Source organism: Aliiruegeria haliotis (genome assembly GCF_003003255.1).
GTDB classification, from domain to species: domain Bacteria; phylum Pseudomonadota; class Alphaproteobacteria; order Rhodobacterales; family Rhodobacteraceae; genus Tropicimonas; species Tropicimonas haliotis.
In genome coordinates this window covers 117,555-140,610 of record NZ_PVTD01000006.1, presented here as the reverse complement: position 1 = coordinate 140,610, position 23,056 = coordinate 117,555, and the positions used below count along the sequence as shown (strand labels likewise).

The window sequence follows — 23,056 nt, the reverse complement described above, 5'->3', positions numbered from 1 at the left end:
CAATCCCGCAGCCGGATGATAGCTGAAGCGAAGGTGCACCGGCAGCGTCGATACACGCGCAGAAGGGCGCGCGGGCAGCCGCCGCCGGTTTTTCCCAACGGCAGCCATCGCCCGGTTCAGCCCCTGCTGGGCGACGGTGTCGGCACCTCGTCGCCTCTGATCTTCGGACGCGGCGATGTCAGGTTTTCACCCGCCATGATCACGAAATCCTTGCCAGAGCGCCTGTCCGGCGTGGACGGCAGATCGGACACGATGAGGGTCATCCCCGGATGCATGCGCGCCTGCATCTGCGCCGTGAAGGCCTTGGGCGCCCGAATGCGGTCAAGAAGCCGGGTTTCCTGCGCCAGCGGCGCTGCCGGGTCGGGGTGATGGGTCAGCCCGTGCCAGACCAACGCGTCATCCCCCGCGCCCGGGTGCTGCAGGAGGAAGACATGCTCGCCAAGGGTTGCAGGCCCCTCGATGGTCAGTTCCCCATCGGCGAGTTCCTCACCATTCTCGATCAGCACCACGCGGCGATCCGCAGATGTCACGAGAACCGTGGTGACGGGCTGGGCCTCAGCCTCTGTCCAGTCGGAGGGATGCTTCTTTGCTGCCAGCGCGTCCACGGCGACCGAAAGATCCGCCTCTGCCGATCCGTCAAGCAGCAAACCGGGATGCACCAGTTCCCAGGGATCGTTCCTGGCGCCCGCAATGATCACCGGTGTGCCGTAGTGGGTGACCGTCCAGAGCCGTTCGGAGAACGCAAAGGGAAGGCGCACACAGCCGTGGCTGGCCGGATAGCCCGGCAGGTGCCCCGCATGCAGCGCGATCCCGTCCCAGGTGAGACGGTTCATGTTGGGCATTGGCGCGCTGTTGTAGGTCGAGGAACGATGGTCCTTGTCCTTCTGCAGCACGGTGAAGACGCCGGTGGGTGTGCGGTGGCCCTTCTTTCCGGTCGAGCAGGTCGAGACAGCGATGCGCACACCATTGCGGTACACATGCACCAACTGTTCCGGCAAGGAGACGATCACCGCGACCGCACCCGTCGGTGACCGTTCCGGATGCCAGGTAAACTCCCCGGGAAGCAGATTGTCGGCGTTGAAGATGAGTTCTTCCTCGCCCTGGTTCGCACGCAGGGGAAGGGCTGTGGCGAGGCCCAGACCAAGCGCGCCGGTCAGGGCGCTGCGACGGCTCAGGCGGGACTTTGCGGTCATGTTGTCCTCATTGATCTGCTCGAACGTGACCGACAGGAAAACACTGTTGGGCCGGGCGACGCAACAGGCTCGATCAAGGGACATGCTCAGCAGTCGGCAATTGGTGGTTTTTCGCCGTGTATGTCCATCGGAACGGCGCCGCCGATCAGCCAGGCTGGAGCGGCCAGAAGAACGGGATCAGGATAGAGGAGAGCACCCCGATGGAGAGGTTCAGCGGAATGCCGACCTTCAGGAAGTCGGAGAACCTGTAGCCGCCGGGTCCGTAGACCATCATGTTCGTCTGGTAGCCAATGGGCGTGGCGAAGCTCGCAGAGGCCGCGATCATGACCGCGACCACCAGCGGCCGTGGATCGTAGCCAAGGGCGGCGGCCAGCCCGATGGCGATGGGGGTGACAACAACGGCGACCGCGTTGTTGGAGACCAGTTCCGTCAGGACAGACGTCAGCAGGTAGAGCGCCCAGATCACGAGGAAGGACGGCAGGACCGTCAGGCCCGGCGCCACGGCCTTCACGATGAGTTCGACCGCACCGGAGGCATCCAGCGCCGCACCAACGGCAAGCATGGAGAAGATCAGCGCCAGCAGGCGGGCCTCGACGAAGGAGAACGCCTCGTCCGCATCTATGCAGCGGGTGATGAGCACCACGGCAACGGCGAGGAACGACAGCAGAAGGATCGGGGCAACCCCGACGGCCGCGAGCCCGACGATAGCGAGCAGGGCGGCAATGGCGATCGGGGCCTTTTCCCGGCGGAAGGCACGGGCGGAGGGTTTGGCGATGTCGACCAGCCCCATGTCGAGGGCAAGGCGCTGGATATCCTCCGGCGCGCCTTCGAGCAGCAGCGTATCGCCGACGCGGACCACGAGATCGTCGAGCTGGCGCCCGATGTTCTGGTTCCGCCGGTGGACCGCCAACGGGTAGACACCGTAGCGACGGCGCAAGCGCAGCGCACCCAGCGTGCGGCCAACCATACGAGCGCCCGGAGAAATCAGCACTTCCACGGTCTCGGTTCGCACGGAGCTCAGCTTGTCGACAGCGCGCAGGTTCTTGTTTTCCTGCAACGACAGAAGCTCCTCCATCTTGGTGCGCAGGACCACGCGGTCGCCGGGTTCCAGCACCACGCCCTTCATGTCCCGCCGCAGCGAGGCATCGCCGCGCAGCACGTCGATGACCCGAATTCCGTCCCGCTTGAAGAGGTCGACGCCCAGAACCTCCTGGCCTATCAATCCACTGTCCTCGGGGATCGCGACCTCGGTGAAGAACTTCATCCGCCCCTTGCCCCCGAGCACGTTGGCCATGCTCTGCCGGTCCGGCAGAAGACGCGGCGCCACGAACCGCAGGTAGAGCATGCCCCAACCGACGATGAAGATTGCCAGCGGCGTCACTTCGAGGATGCCGAACGGCTTCAGGCCATTGGCGCGGGCCACACCATCCACCAGCAGGTTGGTCGAGGTGCCGATGAGCGTCAGCGTGCCGCCCATGATCGCCGCGTAGGACAGTGGGATCAGCATCTTGGAGGCCGGTTGATCGAGCGTGCGCGCGATTTGTACCACCACCGGGATCATCACCACCACGACCGGCGTGTTGGAGACGATGGCCGAGGCCAGCACGACAAATGCCATGAGTGTACCGACGGCGAGCCTGGGGTTCGTCTCGGCCTGCCTCTGGGCGATCTGGGTGAACCAGTCGAGCGCGCCGGTGCGCACCAGCGCCCCCATGACGATAAACATCATTGCGATGGTCCAGGGCGCCGGATTGGACAGCACCATTAACGCGGTGTCATAGGGCAGGATGCCGGTTGCGAGCATGATTGCCGCGCCGAGAATAGCAACGACCTCCGCCGGAAAAGCCTCCCGGGCAAACAGGCCGAACATGGCCACCACGACGACAAGCGCCAGGACGGGCTGCACCGTCGGACCGAGGCTGAGGAATTCCATTGACTGCCCTGCGCTAGTTCCGGAGGCCATCCTTAGCGTAGCCTCCCCAACGTGCAAGGGACTTTGGCGTCCCCCGCGTCGTGGTGGCCCCCAATCCGGGCAGTGCTGCGTGGCTTGTCGATCATAGAGGCCGGGCCGCGATCCCGACAATGCCCTGACACCGCCACACCGAGTCTGAAACCGCGCGAGGCCCGTTAGTTGCGATGCCGCCCGGATGGATTCGCTTTGTTGCATTCGATGGGGAGGCAACTCGCAGAAGCGGTTGCTCTCGCAGCCCTTCCGGCAACAACGATTACAGAATTTCAGCAGTATAGAGACGGCCACTGCTGCGCATTCAAGTAGTGAACGGGTTTCGCTTCGGCGACACCCAGAACCGCAAGACCGGACCTCCCCATCCCTGCCAGCAACCCGTGGGGACCGGCAGAACCCTGCATACCGACACCAGATCACGGCCAACCCGGCGACGTCTATACCATCGCGACATTGCAAGCAGAGGGCACACCTCGCGGGCCGAGGCCGATCGCGGGGAGAGCGATGTCGCGGGTGCGCCTCAACTGACCATCCGGGACACGCAGCGACGACGGACCGGCGCGGCAAACCGGGTCGCGCAAGCGCCTTGCCCTGTCCACCTGCGCGGAGGGTGAGCCGGCACCATTCGGGCGGCCGCCATTGGCCTGCCCGAAGCCATTTCTAGAGTGGCGCCGGTCCGGAAGGCGCCAGCCGACCGCCCTGACGGACCATCTCCACCCGTGTCGCGGCGCCGGTGCGCGGGTCGGTCTCCACGTATAGCCCGGAGACCGTCGCCTCGCCCAAAGCAGGCGTGAAGCGCCCCTTTGGCATTCCCGTCACAAACCGACGCATGGGCTCGGCCTTTTCCATACCGATGACGCTGTTGTAGTCGCCGCACATGCCGGCATCGGTCTGGAACGCCGTCCCACCGGGCAGGATCTGCGCATCGCCGGTGGGAATATGGGTATGTGTGCCGACCACGACGCTGGCACGCCCGTCGCAGAAATGGCCCATCCCCATCTTCTCGCTGGTGGCCTCGCAGTGCACGTCGATCAGGCTGGCCGCGACCATGCCACCGCGCGGATGGGCCCGCAGCACCTGGTCGATGGCCGAGAACGGATCGGAAAACGGCCGCTTCATGAAGACCTGTCCCAGCACCTGCGCCACCAGCACCTTCTTGCCATTGGCCGCTGTGAAGATCGCGGCGCCCCGACCCGGGGCGTCCTTGGCGAAGTTCAGCGGACGAAGGATACGCGGCTCCTTCTCCACGACCTGCAGCATGTCCTTCTGGTCAAAGGCGTGATCGCCCAGGGTGATGCAATCCGCCCCCGCCTCCAGCAGTGCCTTGGCATGGGCACCCGAGAGCCCCATGCCGGAGGTTGCGTTCTCGCCGTTCACCACCACGAAATCCAGCCGCCATTCCTGCCGCATCCGAGGCAGGCACTCTGCCACCGCCGCGCGCCCGGCGCGGCCCATAACATCACCGAGAAAGAGTATTTTCATGGCCCTGCCCTAGTCCTCCCGTGGCGTCGAGGCAAGTCCCCCGGCATCCGGCAGCACCGGCAAGGCGCATCCGGCAACTTGCGCTACCGCTGGCCGTCACTTCACGGCGATCGCCGCCGGCCACACACTGCCCGGCGGCGCCTGTATTCCCGGGCACATGCGGTCGTCGTCCAGTTGTTACTTCGCGAACTTCGGCATCTGCCCGATCAGCGTCTGGGTGTAGCTGTGCTGGGGATACTCGAAGAGAGCCTCGGTATCGGCCACCTCCACGAGATCGCCATGCCGCATGACCCCGACACGGTCACACATCTGTCGGATCACCGGCAGATCGTGGCTGATGAACAAGAGCGTCAACCTCAACTGCTCCTGCAAATCCTTCAGGAGGTTCAGGATCTGCGCCTGGATCGAGACATCGAGCGCGGACGTCGGTTCGTCGCAAATCAGGAAACGCGGCCGCGTTGCCAATGCCCGCGCGATGGAGATCCGCTGCCTTTGACCGCCGGAAAACTCATGCGGGTATTTCTTCGCCGCATCCTTGCCCAGCCCGACGAGCTCCAGAAGGTCGGTGACAATCTGGTGACGCTCCTCCGCCGTGTCGGTCAACTTGTTCACGATCATCGGTTCCGCGACGATGGAGGAGATCTTCATCCGTCCATTGAGCGAGGAATACGGGTCCTGGAAGATCATCTGGATGTTCTGACGTCCCGCCCGGGCATCGTCCTTTCCGGATGCTCCGGTCAGGTCGTGGCCGGCAAAGCGCATGGAGCCGCCGTCGTCGGGATAGATCCCAGTGATGACCCGTGCGACCGTGGACTTGCCCGAGCCGCTCTCGCCGACCAGTCCGAATGTCTCCCCCGACCTGACGTCGAAATCGATCCCCTTGATCGCGTCCATGTAGACGCGATTGCGGGGCAGGATCGAGGACTTGACGATGAAGCGCTTCTGAAGGTCGCGCACTTCCAGGAGGTTCTCGACAGTGGTGTCGAAGGCGTCGCCACGACCCAGCCAGTGCCCCTTTAGGTCGAAGTTCTGGAGCGCATTGCCGTCGCTCTCCTCGATCGCGACCTTGGGGAAGCGATTGATCTTCTTGTTGGAGGGAGGCACCGCAGCGATCAGCGACCGGGTGTAGGGTTGCTGCGGCGCGTTGATCACCTGATCGGTTTCGCCCATCTCGATCAGGCGCCCCCGGTACATCACCGCCACACGGTCCGTCGTCTCGGCAATCACGCCCATGTCGTGGGTGACGAGGATCACGCCCAGCTTGCGACTCTTGCAGAGGTCCTTGATCAATTCGAGGATCTGCGCCTGGATCGTCACGTCGAGCGCGGTCGTCGGTTCATCGGCGATGATCAGTTCCGGTTCGACACAGAGCGCAAGCGCAATCACCACTCGCTGCCGCATCCCGCCGGAAAACTGGTGCGGGTACTGCTTGATCCGGTTGGCAGGATCGGGAATGCCGACCTGGTCCAGCAGATCGACGGCGCGGCGCCGGGCCTCCGAGGTGCCGACGTCGAGGTGGGTCTGTATTGTCTCGACCAACTGGTATTCGATGGTCTCGATCGGGTTGAGCGACGTCATCGGGTCCTGGAAGATCATGCCAATCCGCTTGCCCCGGATAGAGCGCATGTCGGACGGCGAGAGCTGGTCGATCCGCTCGCCGTGCAACCAGATCTCGCCAGAGGGCATGTGACCCGGCGATTGCAGCAACCCCATGACGGCATTGCCAACAGTCGATTTCCCGGCCCCGGATTCTCCCACCAATCCGACGATCTCGCCTTCGGCGACGGTCAGGCTGACATCGTCGACAGCGGTGAAAACACCGTGGCGGCTCGGGAACTCGACCACCATGTTGTTGATTTCGAGCAATTCCATGTCAGTCACCGAGTTTCGGGTTGAGCGCGTCGCGCAGCCAGTCGCCGAGCAGGTTCACCGAAAGCGCCAGCAACAGCAGTGTGAGCGACGGGAACAGCAGGATCCACCACTCGCCGGAGAACAGATACCCCTGCCCGATCCGGATCAGTGTACCGAGCGACGGCCTGGTTGGCGGCGCTCCGACACCGAGGAAGCTGAGCGTGGCTTCGGCGATGATGGCCAATGCCAGCGAGATCGTAGCGATGACGAGCACAGGCGACAGCACATTGGGTAGGATATGCCGGAAGATGATGGCGATCGGACCACGGCCGATGAGAATGGCCGCTTCGACGTATTCCTTGCTCTTCTCCACCAGCGCCGCGCCGCGAACCACGCGGGCGAACTGCACCCAATCGGACAGACCGATGGAGATGATCAGCACCCAGATCGCCATCTGGTCACGCAGGTGAACCGGCGTGAAGCCCTTGGCGATGCCGAAGATCAGCATGGCGACGAGGATCGAGGGGAAGGTCAGCTGCACGTCGGCGATGCGCATGATGATCGCGTCCACCCGGCCACCGGCATAGGCGGCGACGAGGCCGGCCACCACGCCGATGATCATCGCGAAGACCACTGCGGCAAAGCCGACAAAGAGCGATATCCGCATGCCGTAGAGGATCGTGGAGAGCACATCGCGGCCCTGGTCGTCAGTGCCCAGCAGGAAACTGTCCCCGGTAAAGGCATTCGGCTCCATCGGCCTCGAAAAGCCGTTCATCAGGTTGAGCGATGCCGGGTCGAACGGGTTGTAGGGCGCGATCAGCGGCGCGCAGACGGCTGCGAGGATCAGCAGCAGCGCAACGGTCGCGGAGAGGATTGCGACCGGCGAGTGGCGGAAGGACCACGCCAGGTCGCTGTCGAACGCACGTTTCACGGAATCCATCAGTTGCCTCCCTTGCCGCCACGCAGGCGGGGGTCGATTGCCAGGTAGGCCATGTCGACGATGAAGTTGATGCCCACGAACATGACCGAGATCATCATCAGGTAGCTGGCCATGACGGGGATATCGACGAACTGGACGGAGTCGATGAACAGGAGCCCGACGCCGGGCCACTGGAACACCGTTTCGGTGATGATCGAGAAGGCGATGATCGAGCCGATTTGCAGGCCCGCCACCGTGATCACGGGGATCAGCGTGTTCTTCACCGCGTGACGGAAGTTGATCGCACGCTCTTTCAGGCCGCGGGCGCGGGCGAAACGGATGTAGTCCTGACGCAGGACCTCCGACATCTCCGATCGGACCAGGCGCATGATCAGCGTCATCTGGTAGAGCCCCAGCGTGATCGCGGGCAGGATGAGCGACTTCAATCCGGACGCCGTCAACAGACCCGTCGTCCACCAGTCACCGACAGGAACGACATCGCCCCGCCCGAAGCTCGGCAGCCACTTCAGTTCGACTGCAAACAAGTAGATCAGCAGGATGCCAATCAGGAAGGTCGGCAGTGAAACCCCGATAAGGGAGGTTGTCAGGATGAAATTGGTGATCGGACCCTTGCGGTTGATCGCCGTGTAGATGCCGAGGAAGATGCCGACGACCATCGCGAAGGTGGCCGAGACCATGGCCAGTTCCAGCGTCGCGGGCAGACGATCGAGAATGATATCGAGCGCAGGCCGACCTTGCCGGAAGCTGACGCCCATGTCGCCCTGCAACGCTCCCTTCAGGAAGTTCCAGTACTGGACAAGGAACGGGTCGTTCAGGCCGAGGATCTCGCGCAGGCGCTCGATATCGGCGTCCGTGCGCTCCTGGCCAAGCATGTTGTCGATCGGGTCGCCGATGAAGCGGAACATGCCGAAGGCGACGAAGCCCACCGCCAGCAGCACGAGCACCGACTGCAGGGCGCGTTTCACGATGTAGGAGATCATTTTCCGTCCTCGGAAGGGGGACGCCGCCTCCGCGAGGGGAGGCGGCGCACTTGGATCAGTTCAGAGTGAAATACTTGAACTTCGGCACATCTTCGGGGTCGACGACGGTCTCGACCTTGTTCGACATGCCCCAGTTGAGCACCTGGTGGTGGATCGGCAGGTACAGGATCTCGTCCTGCACGGCGGCCCAGATCTCGGCGATGGTGGCGTCACGCTTGGCAAGATCGGTTTCCGAGGCCAGCGACACGATCTTCGCGTCGATATCCGGGTTGGAGTAGCGAGTGCCATTCCAGGAACCGCGGTTCTCGGTCTTGGTGTGCACCAGGAAGTTGAAGATGTACTCCGAATCGTAGGTCGGGACACCCCAGCCGAGCATGTAGAAGTCGGTTTCCAGGTTGTTGATCTGCGGGAAGTGCTGCGCCTTGGGCTTGGCATCCAGGTTCACCGTGATGCCGATCTGCGCCATCATTCCGACGGCGGCCTGACAGATCGCCTCGTCGTTGATGTAGCGGTCGTTCGGGCAGTGCAGGGTCACGGTGAAGCCGTCACCGTAGCCGGCCTCGGCCACCAGTGCCTTCGCGGCCTCGATGTCGTTGGACGGGATGGTGTCCAGCGCCTCGGTCCAGCCGTTCACGAAAGGCGGCATGGCGACACCGGCCGGGATCGACTGGTCGCGCATGACGACCTTCATGATCGCTTCGCGGTTGATCGCCATGTTCATGGCCTGACGCACGCGTTTGTCGGCGAAGGGGTTGGCGCCCTCGACATCGTCGGTCGTCAGATCGTCGTCGCCCAGGTTGAGGCCGAAGAAGATCACCCGGTTCTGCGGCGCCTTGATCACCTTGAGGTTTTCATCGGCATCCACGCGTCCGAGGTCCTGCACCGGAACGTCCTGGATGAAGTCCACCTCGCCCGACAGGAGTGCGGCGACGCGGGTCGCGGCGTTCTTGATCGGGGTATACTTGATCTTGGTGATCTCGAGCGGGAACTCGCCCTTGCCCCAGTATCCGTCGAAAGCTTCCAGCTCCGTCAGGCTGTCGGGAGCACGGGACGTCAGCTTGTAGGGGCCTGTGCCGTTGGCATTGCGCGAGGCAAACGTCTCTTCACCGCCCTCGAAGTCCTGCACCTTGACCACGTCGTTGGCCTCTGCCCAGCCCTTGTCCATGATGAACAGGTTGGTCAGGTTGTTGGCCAGGATCGGGTTCGGACCATCGGTCTCGATCTCGATCGTGGAGGCATCGGGGGCGCGGACCTCCTTGATCGAGTTGAGCAACTCTTTCATGTCGCTGTCCTCGGACTGCGCGCGCTCCAGCGAGAACAGCACGTCCTCGGAGTCAAACGCAGCGCCGTCGTGATAGGTCACGCCTTCCCGCAGCTTGAACGTCCAGACATTCGGATCGTCGGCATTCGGGCCCCATTCGGTGGCCAGTGCCGGCACCATCTGGCCGGTCATGTCGCGGATCAGCAGCGGCTCGTAGATCTGGTGGGCCAGAGCGTGGGTCGGACCCTCGTTCTGGGCATGCGGATCGAGCGTCAGGCTGTCGCCGGCGCGTGCCCAGTTCAGCGTCTCCGCCGAAACGAGGCCCGTGGACGCCAGAAGCGCGGCCTGGGCAGCAATGGTTACTTTTCTGATCAAGGATCAATCTCCCGTGATGGTTCGCCTTTTTTAGGCGTGTTGCTTGGGTCGGCAGTGACAGGACCTGAAATCCGACAGGGACACCCCGCTCGTTTCACATCTCCGCCACGAATACCTCCCGAGTTGCGATGCCCACGATCCTCTTGGATGCTGACCCCTTGCGCGGTTCGCGGGCATGACCCTCACGTTATGCCGGGGCAATTCCGGCAGCCAGCGAAAAATGCGCCATGTGGCGGCGCCTTCGTTGCGTCATCGGAGCAAACACAGGGAACTTGCAATGGCCAGGCGCCCTCCCCCGCACTCCGTGACCGCTCCCGATTCGCCACCCTCCGGGAACGCCGACGGCCCACGGCGAGCTTTACCCCCGGGAGCACGGATGTGTGGCTGCGCCCCGGGGATCACAGGCCGGCCGGGTGACGTCACCCCAACCACTCCTGAACCGGGCGACTTCCCGATTGCGTCGCCAACGCCTGCTGTTAGTCTGCGTCGATCGCAGCATTTTTTCGGAAGGCCGGATGCGTTTACTCAAAGAGCCCCTGTTTCATTTCCTGCTCCTGGGCCTTGCTATCTTCGGATGGTACGCATGGCTGAATCCGCCCGATCCGGAAGCGGACACGGACGGCCAAATCGTGATCGATGCGCAGGATGTCGAACGGCTCGAAGCACAGTTCCAGGGGACCTGGCGACGGCCGCCGACCGAGGACGAACTGGCCGCGCTCGTGGAGTCCATGGTGCGCGAAGAAGTGCTCGTACGCGAGGCAAAGGCGCTTGGCCTCGATCAGGGCGACGGAGTCATCCGAAACCGTCTGTCGCAAAAGATGTCTTTCCTGACGACATCGGTCGCGCAATCCATGGTTCCGGGGGACGATGACCTAGCGGCGCATCTGGAGCGCCACCCCGACCGTTTCGTGCGCTCCGCGACGCTGGAGTTCGAACAGATGCAACTGCCGGAAGGGACCGATCCGACAGCTACCTTGGCAGCCTTGAAGGGCGGCGCGGACCCCGGGACGCTCTCTGGCCGGTCACTACTGCCTCCGGCGATGCAGGCGGCAGGCGAACGGACGGTGGATGCAACCTTCGGGCGGGGTTTCTTCGCGCAGTTGGTGCAGCAACCCGTCGGCGAATGGGCCGGCCCGGTCACTTCCGGCTACGGTCCGCATCTGGTGCGGGTTCTGGAGGCCAGGCCGGCCGAGGTACCCACGCTCGATCAAGTTCGCGACAGCGTCCTGCTGGACTGGCGCAGGGAGACCTCGGAGACATTGACCGAAGCCCAGATCGAAGGGCTGAAAGCGCAATACGAGATCGTTTTGCCCGAAAGCGTTGCGCAACCCGGCGAGGCCAACCGGTGAACCTGGGGCGGAAAATCGTTCTGGCGTGGCTCCTGGTGCTGGCCTCGGCGGCAGGCGCGATGTCGCACGCGCTTGAGCCGGGCTACCTCGACCTGCGCCAGCTCACACCGGAAACCTGGCAGGTGTTCTGGCGTCGTCCGGACGTGCAGGGTGCCCCCATGGACATCGATGCGGACCTGCCAGAGACCTGCACCCCGCGGCGGGGCGACGCCCCCAAGTCCGACGGCTATGCATGGATCACCGGCTGGGTGGCCAGCTGCCCCGACGGGATCGGCGGCGGCATCGTCTCGATCCCCGGGCTGGACGCCCAGCGAACAGATGTGCTGCTGCGGGTCCAGCCGCTTGACGAACCCGTTTCGACCATACGGCTGACACCCGGTGAACCGGCCTACCGGCTGCCCGAAACCCTGTCGACCGGCAGCGTTTTCCTCAGCTACATCGGTTTGGGCTTCGACCATATCCTCGAAGGCTGGGACCACCTGCTTTTCGTGTTCGCCCTTCTAGTGTTGATCCGGGACCCATGGCGGTTGGTCGGCGCGATCACGGCCTTCACATTGGCGCATTCGATCACGCTGGCCCTCGCCGCTCTCGGGCATGTCACCGTGCCGGGTCCACCAGTCGAGGCCTGCATCGCGCTCTCCATCGTGTTCCTCGCGGTGGAGATCCTGAAGCATGAGGACGGCGCCTATCGGCTTTCCGAACGCGCACCGTGGCTGGTCTCCTTCTCGTTCGGCCTGCTGCACGGGCTCGGATTTGCCGGTGCGCTGACCGAAATCGGCCTGCCGCAGGGCGATATTCCGGTTGCGTTGCTGGCCTTCAACGTCGGAGTCGAGCTGGGTCAACTGACCTTCGTCGCCGCCGTTCTCGTGGCAATAGGGATGATCCGGCGGATCGTTCCCGGGATGGTCCGCTCGATGAGAGAAGCCCATTCGCCGGGCACCGCGATGATGGGCTATGCCATCGGCAGTGTGGCCACCTTCTGGCTCGTCGACAGGGTCATGGGGTTCTGAAACGCGGGACTCACGGCGACCAACTCGCCGCGCGTCGGTGATCGCACTGCTTTTTTGGTAACAGGGATCGCCTGCCCTTTCGCCCGACATCGGCAATCCGATTGCGGCGCCATCCTCCGTCAGTTCCGGTGCGGCCGTATCTCCACAAACCACTACCGGAAACGCCCCGCCCGATCCGCTTGCCTCCTTCCGAACCATGCGACGGCAATGCCGCGCCGATTCGCATTTCTGAAAGAGCCAATCCCGCTTCAGAGCCACGTCACCCCGAAAACCTCCTTGATGCCGGACAGCAGCAATGTCGGCAGCGAGGCCAGGAAGAATGTGCCTACAAGGTGCGGAAGCGGAAGAGACGCGGTGCCAAGGACCACGTGCCCGGCACCGGTATAGGTCGCCAGCAGCGACAGCAGGATTGACGCCGCCACGGCGCCCAGCAGCGTCCGATTGCCCAGCGGCGACTTGCGAAAGAGCGTCGTGGTCGTCCTTGCATCAAAGACATGCCAGATCTGCGCGAAGATAAGCGTCATGAATGCCGCTGTGCGGGCATGGTCAAGCGTCGCGCCCTGTTCCAGAAACACCCGGAAGACATAGAAAGTCAGCAAACCCACGAGCGTCCCACGGATCAGGATCCGCTCCTTCATTCCGGCCGCGAAAAAGTCCTCGTTGCGGGGGCGGGGTGGACGGGACATCAGGTCGGGCTCTGCCGCCTCGAACCCCAGCGTAAGCGCCGGAAGGCCGTCCGAGACGAGATTGACCCAGAGGATCATCAGCGGCGTGACCGGCAGCAACGGATTCGCGCCCATCAACAGAAACGCAAAGAGGATCGTCGTCACCTCCGCCACGTTGGCTGTCAGTTCCTGCCGGATGAACTTGAGCAAGTTGTCGTAGATCCGCCGCCCCTCTCGCACGGCCGTGACGATTGTCGCGAAATTGTCGTCCAGCAGCACCAGCGCCGCGCTGTCCTTGCCCACCTGCGTACCAGAAAGGCCCATCGCAACGCCGATATCCGCGGCTCTGAGTGCCGGCGCGTCGTTGACGCCGTCGCCGGTCATCGCCGTGACCTCGCCGTTTCGCTGCAATGCGCGAACGATGCGAAGCTTGTGCTCGGGCGTGACCCGGGCGAAGACCGCAGCGTGGCGCACGACCGACGTCAGGTTCTCGTCACTCATCAGGTCCAGTTCCACGCCCTTGTGCACTGTCTGAGCCGTGCCGGTCCTGATACCGATTTGCCCGGCAATTGCCCTGGCCGTCACGGCGTGGTCACCGGTGATCATGACGGTGCGGATGCCAGCGCGACGGGCCTCGGCAACGGCACCGGGCACTTCGGCACGCGGCGGGTCCATGATCCCGTAGATCCCCAGCAAGACCAGCTTCTTCTCGGGGTTTCCCTGGTCCGGTTCCTTCGCCGAGAGATCCCGGATGGCGACCGCAAGTGTCCGCAGCCCCTCGCTCGCAAAGCTCGCGATCACGGCTTCGACAGCATCGCGATGGGCCGGCGCCATTTCCAGCGTCTCGCCGGCGATGCGCAGATGGCTTGACCGCGAAAGGAGGACGTCCGGTGCGCCCTTGATGCCAAGGACCGTTCGGCCGTCCGGAAACCGCATCACCACCGACATCATTTTCCGTGTCGCGTCGAACGGGAAGCGTCGCAGGATCTGCACCTTCGCTTCGAGCATCTTCTGCCGGGAAATGCCGACCTTTGCCGCCGCGACGACCAGCGCCCCTTCGGTCGGATTGCCCAGGATCGCCGGCCGCCCGTCTGCCTCGACCAGCTGCGCGTCATTGCAAAGTGCGGAGACGGACAGCATTTCTCGCAGGTCCGGTTCGGTGTCGATCTCGGCCGCGGTCCCGGCGGCGTCCACGAAGGCGCCCTCGGGATAGAACCCCTCGCCCGTGACGTCCCAGCGCTTGCCGGCCACCCAGCACCGCATCACCTGCATCTGGTTCTGGGTCAGCGTGCCGGTCTTGTCCGTGCAGATCACCGACGTGCTTCCCAGCGTCTCGACCGAGGACAGGCGCCGCGCCAGCGCATTGCTTGCTGCCATGTTCCGCGCGCCGAGCGTGAGCACGATGGTCACCACTGTCGGCAAGCCCTCCGGAATCGCGGCCACAGAAAGCGAGATCGCCGTGTTCAGCATCTCGGAGGTCCCCATGCCGTTGATCACACCAACGCCGATCACGATTGCCACGACGATCAGCGCGGCGACCACCAACACCCTCGAAAGGACGCCGATCTTGAGCTGCAAAGGGGTCTTGGGCTCTTTGGCCGCGGTCATCAGATCGGCGATGCGGCCGACCTCGGTGTCCATCCCCGTGCCGACCACGATCCCCTCGCCACTGCCGCCGGTGACCTGCGTGCTCATGAGGCCCATGTTCGACCGGTCCGCCAATGCAACGTCTTCGCCGGGGATCGGATCGGCCTGCTTGTCCACAGGCTCGGATTCTCCGGTCAGCGTGGATTCGTTTACCTGCACGCGACTGGCCACCAGGAAACGGATGTCCGCCGCGAGAATATCGCCGGCCTTCACGATCAGGATATCGCCCGGAACGATATCTGCGGCAGGAATCTCGACCGGTCGCCCGCCTCGGCGAACGCAGGCCCACGGGGCCGACATCCTGCGAAGGGCCGCAAGAGATTGCGCGGCCTTGTGTTCCTGCCAGTGGGTGACGAAAGCGTTGAAGATCGCGATGGCCAGGATCGCGACGGCATCGACCCGGTGCCCGGTCAAGGCCGAGACCATCGATCCGGCGATCAGGATGATCAGCAGCGGACTGGCAAACTGCCTCAGGAACATAACCCAGGACGGCAGGGGTTTTGCCTCCGCAAGGCGGTTGGGACCGGTCTCCGCGCGCCGCCGGGCAGCTTCGGAGGGGTCCAGCCCCGTCGATGGCGTGACCGAAAAGTCGGAAGCCACCTCCGCACCGTCCCGGGACCACGCCGGCAGCCGATCCGGTTGGGGCGATCCGAAGGTCCGTGCGACGCTCGACATGATCGACTCCATCGACTTCGCTGTCGTCCCGTCGCCACGTCTCGGCCCTCGGGGCGCACTCCCAGTCTACCGGCACGTTCGCGGCAGATCAAAGGTCGCGGCCGCGGGTTGGCGGCTGTGCAGTCGTGCCACTAGCTGGGGGCTGGATCGCGGCTTCAATGCAGACAGGGCGCAGCCCGGCGGCGGTATTCGTGTCTGGAATGGCCTTGCACATCAAAACGTCGCCAGTCCGTTCATCGACAATCCAGAGCGCCCCATCGGCGGTCGCGAATGCCTGAAAGGCCACAGCCTGCTGCGAGCGTCCCTTGCCCTGACCGCCCTGTTGGCCGTGGCCCTGGGCGCCACCCTGCCCACGCTCCATGCGCTGTCGTTGATCCGGGGCCATGCCTTGATGCCGGTTTCCGCCTTGCGTGCGCCCGTTCCCGGACGCTGCGTCCCGCCCTTTCTGAGCATATGGGGTGTCCGGCATCTGCGCATGGCGTCCCATCCCCTGACCTTGGCCTTGACCCTGACCTTTGCCTTTGCCTTTGCCTTTGCCTTGGCCTTGACCTTGACCGGCCCCACGCTCATGTCCCTGACCCCGTCCAGAGCCGACACCCTGACGGCCGCCGGCACCAAAGTCGTCCACGGTCAGAACGTCATCGCCATTCCGGTCCATGACACCGATCCAGACGGCGGATGCGGCCAGGAACTCCTCCAGCGACACGCTGCCATTCCCGTCGGTGTCCGACGCAGACAGACCGAGCACCTGCTCCGCCCGGCCCGGACCATTTCCACGGTCCTCGGGACGCTGCATGGAGTCCCGGCGTGTCCGGTCGTAGACCCCGAACTCCTCGGCGCTCAACGCGCCGTCCTCGTTTTCGTCAAAGGCGGAGAAGATATCGGCGCGGCGCGTGATCAGCTCGTCGAGGGCAATGGTTCCATCGCCGTCGGCGTCCCAGTTGGTCAGGAAATTCACCCCCGGCGCGGCGGATGCATCGTCCTGCGCAAGAACTGGGTTGGCAGCCAGCGCCGAAGCCGTGATCGCGGCGAGGAAAATCGGTTTCATGGGAGACGGCCCTTCTCATCTGATTGCTATATTCTGAATACGCAATAGAGAAAGGATTCCGTCGCGCGACGCGAGAAAACCTCGCCCGCAGGTCTGCTGCGCGCGCAAGCGTCGACAACTGAACGACGCGTGGGAGACGTGGAGATGTGCCTGCCAACGGTTCGGCCAGGGAGCGCCACTGGGCGGTTCCTCATCGTCGGGAAGGACGCCGGAGTATTCGCCGCAGGCCTTTCAGGGGCCGGAACCGACTGGGTGCCGACAGGCGAGAACCGCCTCTGATGTCCTACCTCTAAGCTGGCCGGGGCGCCGACTACGGCGCCGTCGCCTTGCGTGCCTGATAGATCTCGAAACTCGCAGCCACCCCGCAGCCACCGCAACTGCCGGTCCCGCACCCCGAACAGGACGGCGCGAAGTCCTGCCGCGTCACGGAGCCCTTGCGGATCCAGTGCTCCAGCATCCCGCGCATCGCGTCCGGCGCGACGCGGAAGTGGTTGGAGAGGTCGACGATGTTGGCCGATCCATGCCGCTCAAGATATGCCCTGATGTCCATCAGCATGTCACGACCCCGGGTCGGCAACCGGGGCGAGCGACACGCTGGCCCGGTCGCGCCGTCCGATTTCCCGCAGCGCGAGCACGAACAGGCCGAAGACCGCCAACACACCGCCGATCCACAGCGACGAGGTTGCCGGATGGGCACCGAATGTCGCCACCTGATAGAACAGGACGGCGGACCCATAGCCCAGTCCCATCGTCCAGCCGCTCGCGAACAGGGTCCAGCCTGCGGTCGTTTCCCGCCAGACGGCGCCGATGGTTGCCGCGCAAGGCATGTAGAGCAGCACCATCAACAGGTAGGCGAAGGCCCCGACCTTGCCGTCAAACAGCGCGGCCATAGTGCCGAAGGTTCCCACGGCGACGTCCTGTTCCTCGGCGGCAACGGATTGGTCATCCACGGTCCCCACGTCCAGACCCAGCGGGTCCGACGCCATTCCGAAGGCATCGCGCAGATTGGGGCCGATCGTGCCGAAGGCCTCTGCGACACCACCTGTGAAGGAGAAGGCCTCTTCTTCGCCTTGTCCATCCTCGGACAGCCCCTCGTAGAGCGTGTTGAGCGTTCCGACCACGGCTTCCTTGGCCAGGATGCCCGTGAAGACGCCAACGGTGGCCGGCCAGTTGTCCTCGGAGATCCCCATCGGGCTGAAGACGGGCGTCAGCGTCCGGCCAATTTCCGACAAGACCGAGGCGTCGGTATCCTCGTTGCCGAAACTGCCATCGGTGCCCCAGGAGTTGAGGAAGGCCAGCACCAGCACCATGGCGACGATGACTTGTCCGGCGTCGACGATGAACGTTCTGAGCCGATCCCAGGTCCGCAGCATGAGTCCCTTCAACGTCGGCAGGTGGTAGGGCGGCAGTTCCATCACGAACGGAGCGGCCTCCCCCTGAAGCAAGGTTTTCTTGAGCACCAGCCCCGTGCCGACGGCGGCGGCCAGACCGATCAGGTAGAGCGCGAACACCAGGTTCTGACCGCCGGTGGGAAAGAATGCCGCCGCAAACAGGGCATAGACCGGAAGCCGCGCCCCACAGGACATGAACGGCGCCATCATGATTGTCATCGTCCGGTCTCGCTGGTTCTCCAGCGTCCGTGTCGCCATGATGGCAGGGACGTTGCAGCCGAAGCCGACGATCAGTGGCACGAAGCTCTTGCCCGGAAGCCCGAGGAACCGCATGAACCGGTCCATCACGAAAGCCGCCCGCGCCATGTAGCCGGAATCCTCCAGCGCCGAGAGGAACAGAAACAGGAAGCCGACAATCGGAATGAACGTGGCCACTGTCTGGATACCGCCGCCGATCCCCGTGGTCAGAAGCGTGTTCAGCCAGTCCGGAACCCCGATAGCGGAGAACAGGGCCGCGGGCGCGTCCACGAAGAGCGTTCCGGCCAGAATATCAAAGAAATCAATGAAGGCACCGCCGATGTTGATGGTGAACATGAACATCAGGTACATGACGAGCAGGAAGAGCGGGATCCCCAGCGGCCGATAGAGCACGACCCGGTCCACCCGGTCGGAAATCGTCCGGTTCAACTCTGTCGTACGGCGCATGCTGTCGCGGGCAATGCGGGTGACAAAATCGTAGCGGCCACAGGCGATCGCGGTGTCCGCCTCCATTCCAAGCGTCGCCTCAAGCGCCTCGCGTTCCGCCTGCACAGCGCCGTGAAGTGCCGGGTCAGTCATGCCAGGGCAAAGCTCGTCGCCTTCCAGATGCTTGATCGCGAGCCAGCGCGGATCGGCATTTTCGATGGACGCGCCGATCTCTTTCGACAGCCGGTCGATACTCGCTTCGAGGATCTCGCCGAACGCCACGTCCCCTCGCACGTCGCGTCTCCCTCTGGCCGTGGCGAGCGCAGTGTCCTGCAATGCCTCGATGCCGATCCCGGTGGAGGCCACGACCGGGATCACGGGACATCCGAGATGCGCCGCCAGTTGATCGGCATCGACTTCGATGGACCGCCCGCGCGCCACGTCCATCATGTTGAGCGCCACGATCATGGGCGCGCCCATTTCGAGCAATTGCGCCGTCAGGTAAAGGTTGCGTTCAAGGTTCGACGCGTCGAGCACGTTGATCACGAGGTCCGGTTTCTCCGAAACCAGGTAGTCCCGCGCCAGCCGTTCATCGAGCGATGTCGCCCCGCCGGCCACGCTGAGCGAATAGACACCAGGCAAATCCACGAGGTCGATGGAGACACCCTTGTGAGAAAACGCGCCCACTTTCTTTTCGACCGTGACCCCCGGCCAGTTGCCGACATACTGGTTCGCGCCGGTCAGCGCGTTGAAAAGTGTCGTCTTGCCGCAATTCGGATTGCCGGCAATTGCCATGGTGAATTCGGTCATCAGGAGACCTTCCGAACGTCGAACGCGTCCGCCTCGCCCTTCCTCAGGCTCAGCGCGAACCCCCGCACCGTGATCTCGACCGGATCGCCAAGCGGCGCAACGCGAACGACGTCGAACTCCGCGCCCGGGATGAGCCCCATCGACTGTAGCTTCTGTCGATACGCCTTTCGTCCTTCAACGAAACCAGCCACGACGGCACGATCTCCGACGGCAAGGTCCTTTAGCTTCACATCCATTTCGCGCGTATCCTTGTTTCCTTGACGGCGTCACCAGAATTTTCTGGGCCATCCCCTGTCCCAGGGCGAACCTTGCATCGCCCACGGCAACAACCATCTGGCCGCCGCTGCCTTTCTGAACAACTTCCAGGGTCTGCCCGACGGCCACGCCGAGATCGCCAAGCCGCCTCTGCATCGCCCGTCCACCGGCGACCGCGGTCACTTCGAGCAGGTCGCCGAGGGAGGTCAGCGCAAGCGGCATTCCGTACAGGCTCATTCCCGGACTCCGAAAGTCGTTGTTTCACAGCGCATTCGCCGTCGGCACATTTGCTTCCCGACAAAAACACTGCGCTTCTGTATCTATCCGACAAAAACACTTCCTTGACCTCGGTCAAATTCGCATGTCGCACATGCAAATTGCGTCGCCTTGTCTGTCGGCGCGGCAATGGCTGTCCCTGCGAAAGGCCGCCAAACAGGTCTCCGGGGCGGTTGGGCGACCATGCCTCGGGTCGGCGGGACACATTGCGGGTGACTGCCGGCATCGGGACCAAGCAGTGTCGCCCCCCTGAAGACGACGATCAACCCGAGGCGGTTTTCTACGGTTGGCACAGGGTGGTGCCGACACCCCGAGGCCCGCGAAAAGCGCGGCGCGGATCATTTGTCCCGACCGGCCATCCGGTCAGCGGCGATCACCTCGCGCATGCACGCATCCCGTATGCCCGGCTGCATCGTCCTGTCTTGCGCGAACGGTCAGGCCAGCACCTTGATCCGGGTCATCATTCCGGAAGCTGCATGGCTCAGCATGTGGCAGTGGAACACCCAGTCACCGGGATTATGCGCAACAAAGGCGATCTCCCGGCGCTCGTCGGCAAACATCAACAGCGTGTCCCGCATCGGCCCCAGGCTGCCATCGGCGAGCACCTCGCGGAAGTGGTGCCCGTGCAGGTGCATCCCGTGCGGGAAGGCCGTGTCGTTTTGCATCGCGACCCGAACGGTTTGTCCACGGTCGGCCGTCAGCAAGGGCGCATCGGGCATGCCGACAACACCGTTCAGCGCCCAGAAGTTCATGGCCTGCGCGGCCTCGCGGAAGCCCACCTCCCGACCGTCCATGCGGGCCGATTGGAACCCTCGCATCGCCCCGCCTTCCATGCGGAGCGTGCTCTGGAGCGCATCGTGCAGTCCGGTGATGGCCATGTCGGGGTTGGGCGGCAAGGCGGCGGGCGCGGGTCGTGTGGCCGTTGATGCCCTGCCCTTCACGTCGAACAGGACCTGGCTGAAGGCCTCCTCCCGGTCGAAGCGGACAAGATGCGCCTCCCCCCCGTCTTCGGCGGTCACATCGACAATCAGATCGGCACGCTGGGCAGGTGCCAGAAGCAGCCTGTCCGGAACCGGCTGTGGCCTTTCCAGCGGCATCCCGTCCAGCGCGACAATCCAGCCGGTCAGCCCCTGCAACCGCAGATCGAAAATCCGCGCATTCGCCGAATTGATCAGGCGCAACCGCAGGCGTTCGTTCTGCTTCACGGCAAGCGTCTTGTTGAAGACTCCGTTGGTCACCGCGATATTGCCGATGCGACCGCCATGGCTGAAGTCATGCATGTTGGCGAAGCCTACGATTCCACCCGTCTCCGGGTCGAGCCGGAAGTCGTCGAGCACCAGAACCTCCTCACGGTCGACATCCGGCCCATCGGCCTCTTCGATGATCAGAGGGCCCTGAAGACCGCGCGCAACCTGTTCGTAGGACTGGTTGTGCGAATGGTACCAATAGGTGCCGGCGTCGGGCAGGTCGAAGTCGCAGAGGAACGTGCCACCCGGTGGCACGGCTTTCTGCGTCACGCCCGGCACGCCATCCATCGCATTGTCGATGCGGATACCATGCCAATGCACCGAGGTCGGTTCAGACAGTGAGTTGACCAGCCGACGACGCAGGCGATCCCCCTGCCGCGCCCGGATCTCTGCACCGGGCACCGTGCCGCCGTAGCTCCAGACCTCCGTTTGCGGATAGCCCTCCGGGGCGATCTGGACCCTGGCCGGGGCGGCTACGAGCGCCTCCACCGGCGCATCGCTCGACATGGCGCGGTGCGACACCAGCGGGGCGGTCAGGAGCGCCGCAGTGCCGCTCAGCATGGATCTGCGTGAAATCATTGTCCTGTGTCCTCCTTGCACTCCGCGGTCCGGCTTCGATCCGCAGGATGTATCAGTCCGCATCAAGAAGATAGGTCGCCATCGCGATCAGGTCTCGCTGTTCGAGAAACCCGGTCCCGCCCTGAATAACCTCGCCCATCGCGCCCCCGAAGGCATCGCAATCGGGCATCACGCCAGTGCGCAGCGCGAAGACGAGGTTCATGTCCCGTGTCCTGCTCCATGTCCTGTCTTCGCTGCTTCCCTTGGCCGGCCGTTGCACCCGGCCGCCCTCCAGAATGTTGCCCGAGGGGGGTTAGGCGGTTGAGCCACCCATCCGGCCCCATCCGCCCGGTGTCTTGGCGCTTGTGCTGCCTGTTCCGCATCCGCCGGTGAGGAGCTCCGAATTGACGAAGCGGATTGTGCGGCGCAATTGGTGCGCGCCTGTCCCGTAGCTGCCGAATGCGGGCACCGCAGCACCCACACTCGGCAAACCGGCGTTCACTCCGAGGCTCTGCCCGGCGCAACGCCATCGCCCGGGATTGCTGGCACCCAGGACGCGCAGTCGGGGCGGCGCCTACTCATTGGAGTAGACGGCGATTCCGTCCGGCCCGTAGGAAAAGACCTTGAGCGTTCCGTATTCCTCGCTCGCCATACCGGGTGAGTTCTCCGGCATACCCGGAAGGATCACGCCGGTTATGGCTGGCCGCTCCGCGAGCAGCCGGGCGATCACCTTCTCCGGAACGTGGCCATGAACCTCGTAGCCGCCGATCTCGGAATGGTGGCAGGAGAGGCCACGCTCAGGCACGCCGGCGGCCATCGCACGCTCCGCGACATTCGTGTCGTCAATGACCGTAACGTCATAGCCGTGGTCTTTCATGTAGTCCGCCCATTCGCCACAACAGCCGCAACTCGGATCGCGATAGATCGTGACCGGTTCGGCGGCGAATGCGGGCGTGGCGACCAGCGCGAGAACCGCAAGTGTTAGTTTTTGCATCAGGTGTTTCCTTCAGAAGATCGCGACAGCGGCACGGTGTGCGTGGTTGCAATGCAGCGGTGTCGTCGGAATCGGGCGGAAGTCAGGGTCGGACAACGCAGGCCAATACCCCGGCATTTCCGCAAGGGTCACCGGTACCGGCGGTTGACCGAGTGTCATGCGGTTGGGCGCTACAGCGGCGGCGATCAGGTCATCCACCCCCAAAGCGTCTCGCTCACCATCTCCACTGCACCTTGCTAGGCTGGCACCGTCTACGGTGGAGGCACGGCTGCCGGGTCTGGCGGACCACTTGTCCGACGATCCTGTGGCGGGCGGGCGCCCGGGTGTTGCATGGTAACAGCCGCCGGATGCACCACATGGGATGCTGGGCTGGTCGAGCCGTCGTTCTGTCATTTCTGTCAT

At 64.0% G+C, this 23,056-nt stretch carries 18 protein-coding genes; 2 read left to right on the top strand and 16 right to left on the bottom strand.

The window, feature by feature from the left end:
- Positions 1-116 precede the first annotated feature (116 nt).
- The 7 genes from CLV78_RS15135 to CLV78_RS15105 all read right to left on the bottom strand — a co-directional run bounded on the left by CLV78_RS15135 (position 117) and on the right by CLV78_RS15105 (position 10,042).
- Positions 117-1,193, bottom strand: coding sequence for a L,D-transpeptidase (locus CLV78_RS15135; protein WP_106205794.1), 1,077 nt, complete (start codon positions 1,191-1,193; stop codon positions 117-119).
- 145 nt (positions 1,194-1,338) lie between these two features.
- Positions 1,339-3,126, bottom strand: a complete 1,788-nt coding sequence (locus CLV78_RS15130) for an SLC13 family permease (RefSeq protein WP_106205667.1) — start codon at positions 3,124-3,126, stop codon at positions 1,339-1,341.
- A gap of 690 nt (positions 3,127-3,816) precedes the next feature.
- Entirely contained in the window at positions 3,817-4,638 is an 822-nt protein-coding gene (locus tag CLV78_RS15125) for a TIGR00282 family metallophosphoesterase (protein ID WP_106205666.1), read from the bottom strand.
- A 177-nt stretch (positions 4,639-4,815) separates the two neighbouring features.
- The gene (locus CLV78_RS15120; protein ID WP_106205665.1) at positions 4,816-6,510 is read right to left on the bottom strand and encodes an ABC transporter ATP-binding protein; all 1,695 of its coding nucleotides are present in this window, start codon (positions 6,508-6,510) and stop codon (positions 4,816-4,818) included.
- Position 6,511: 1 nt separating this feature from the next.
- Entirely contained in the window at positions 6,512-7,429 is a 918-nt protein-coding gene (locus CLV78_RS15115; protein WP_106205664.1) for an ABC transporter permease, read from the bottom strand.
- Positions 7,429-8,409, bottom strand: coding sequence for an ABC transporter permease (locus CLV78_RS15110; protein ID WP_106205663.1), 981 nt, complete (start codon positions 8,407-8,409; stop codon positions 7,429-7,431). The genes CLV78_RS15115 and CLV78_RS15110 overlap by 1 nt, the downstream gene beginning before the upstream one ends.
- 55 nt (positions 8,410-8,464) lie before the next feature.
- Complete coding sequence (locus CLV78_RS15105; RefSeq protein ID WP_106205793.1) at positions 8,465-10,042, bottom strand: ABC transporter substrate-binding protein; 1,578 nt, start codon at positions 10,040-10,042, stop codon at positions 8,465-8,467.
- 518 nt (positions 10,043-10,560) lie between these two features.
- On the opposite strand from CLV78_RS15105, the gene CLV78_RS15100 reads away from it, so the two are divergent.
- Together CLV78_RS15100 and CLV78_RS15095 are read left to right on the top strand one after the other, a co-directional pair.
- Positions 10,561-11,394, top strand: coding sequence for a peptidyl-prolyl cis-trans isomerase (locus CLV78_RS15100; RefSeq protein WP_106205662.1), 834 nt, complete (start codon positions 10,561-10,563; stop codon positions 11,392-11,394).
- The gene (locus CLV78_RS15095) at positions 11,391-12,404 is read left to right on the top strand and encodes a HupE/UreJ family protein (protein ID WP_245925094.1); all 1,014 of its coding nucleotides are present in this window, start codon (positions 11,391-11,393) and stop codon (positions 12,402-12,404) included. Before CLV78_RS15100 ends, CLV78_RS15095 begins: the two co-directional genes overlap by 4 nt.
- Before the next feature lie 248 nt (positions 12,405-12,652).
- Here CLV78_RS15095 and CLV78_RS15090 read toward each other — a convergent pair whose 3' ends face one another.
- From CLV78_RS15090 to CLV78_RS15055, 9 genes are all read right to left on the bottom strand, one after another.
- On the bottom strand, positions 12,653-15,391 hold the full coding sequence (locus CLV78_RS15090; protein ID WP_106205791.1) for a cation-translocating P-type ATPase: 2,739 nt from the start codon (positions 15,389-15,391) through the stop codon (positions 12,653-12,655).
- A gap of 88 nt (positions 15,392-15,479) precedes the next feature.
- Positions 15,480-16,439: an EF-hand domain-containing protein gene (locus CLV78_RS15085; protein WP_106205661.1), complete on the bottom strand. Its 960-nt coding sequence runs from the start codon at positions 16,437-16,439 to the stop codon at positions 15,480-15,482.
- 310 nt (positions 16,440-16,749) lie between these two features.
- On the bottom strand, positions 16,750-16,989 hold the full coding sequence (locus CLV78_RS15080) for a FeoC-like transcriptional regulator (RefSeq protein WP_245925089.1): 240 nt from the start codon (positions 16,987-16,989) through the stop codon (positions 16,750-16,752).
- 7 nt (positions 16,990-16,996) lie between these two features.
- Positions 16,997-19,324, bottom strand: a complete 2,328-nt coding sequence (gene feoB / locus CLV78_RS15075) for a Fe(2+) transporter permease subunit FeoB (protein WP_106205659.1) — start codon at positions 19,322-19,324, stop codon at positions 16,997-16,999.
- Positions 19,324-19,515, bottom strand: coding sequence for a FeoA family protein (locus tag CLV78_RS15070; protein ID WP_281261151.1), 192 nt, complete (start codon positions 19,513-19,515; stop codon positions 19,324-19,326). The genes feoB and CLV78_RS15070 overlap by 1 nt, the downstream gene beginning before the upstream one ends.
- Positions 19,499-19,816 carry a FeoA family protein gene (locus CLV78_RS15065; RefSeq protein WP_106205657.1) on the bottom strand — a complete coding sequence of 106 codons (318 nt, stop codon included), beginning with the start codon at positions 19,814-19,816 and terminating at the stop codon, positions 19,499-19,501. Before CLV78_RS15065 ends, CLV78_RS15070 begins: the two co-directional genes overlap by 17 nt.
- Positions 19,817-20,289: 473 nt before the next feature.
- Positions 20,290-21,681, bottom strand: a complete 1,392-nt coding sequence (locus CLV78_RS15060; protein WP_211301000.1) for a multicopper oxidase family protein — start codon at positions 21,679-21,681, stop codon at positions 20,290-20,292.
- Between the two features lie 52 nt (positions 21,682-21,733).
- Positions 21,734-21,883: a hypothetical protein gene (locus tag CLV78_RS23915; protein ID WP_158263548.1), complete on the bottom strand. Its 150-nt coding sequence runs from the start codon at positions 21,881-21,883 to the stop codon at positions 21,734-21,736.
- Positions 21,884-22,234: 351 nt separating this feature from the next.
- Positions 22,235-22,654, bottom strand: coding sequence for a DUF411 domain-containing protein (locus tag CLV78_RS15055; protein ID WP_211300999.1), 420 nt, complete (start codon positions 22,652-22,654; stop codon positions 22,235-22,237).
- Between the last annotated feature and the right edge of the window lie 402 nt (positions 22,655-23,056).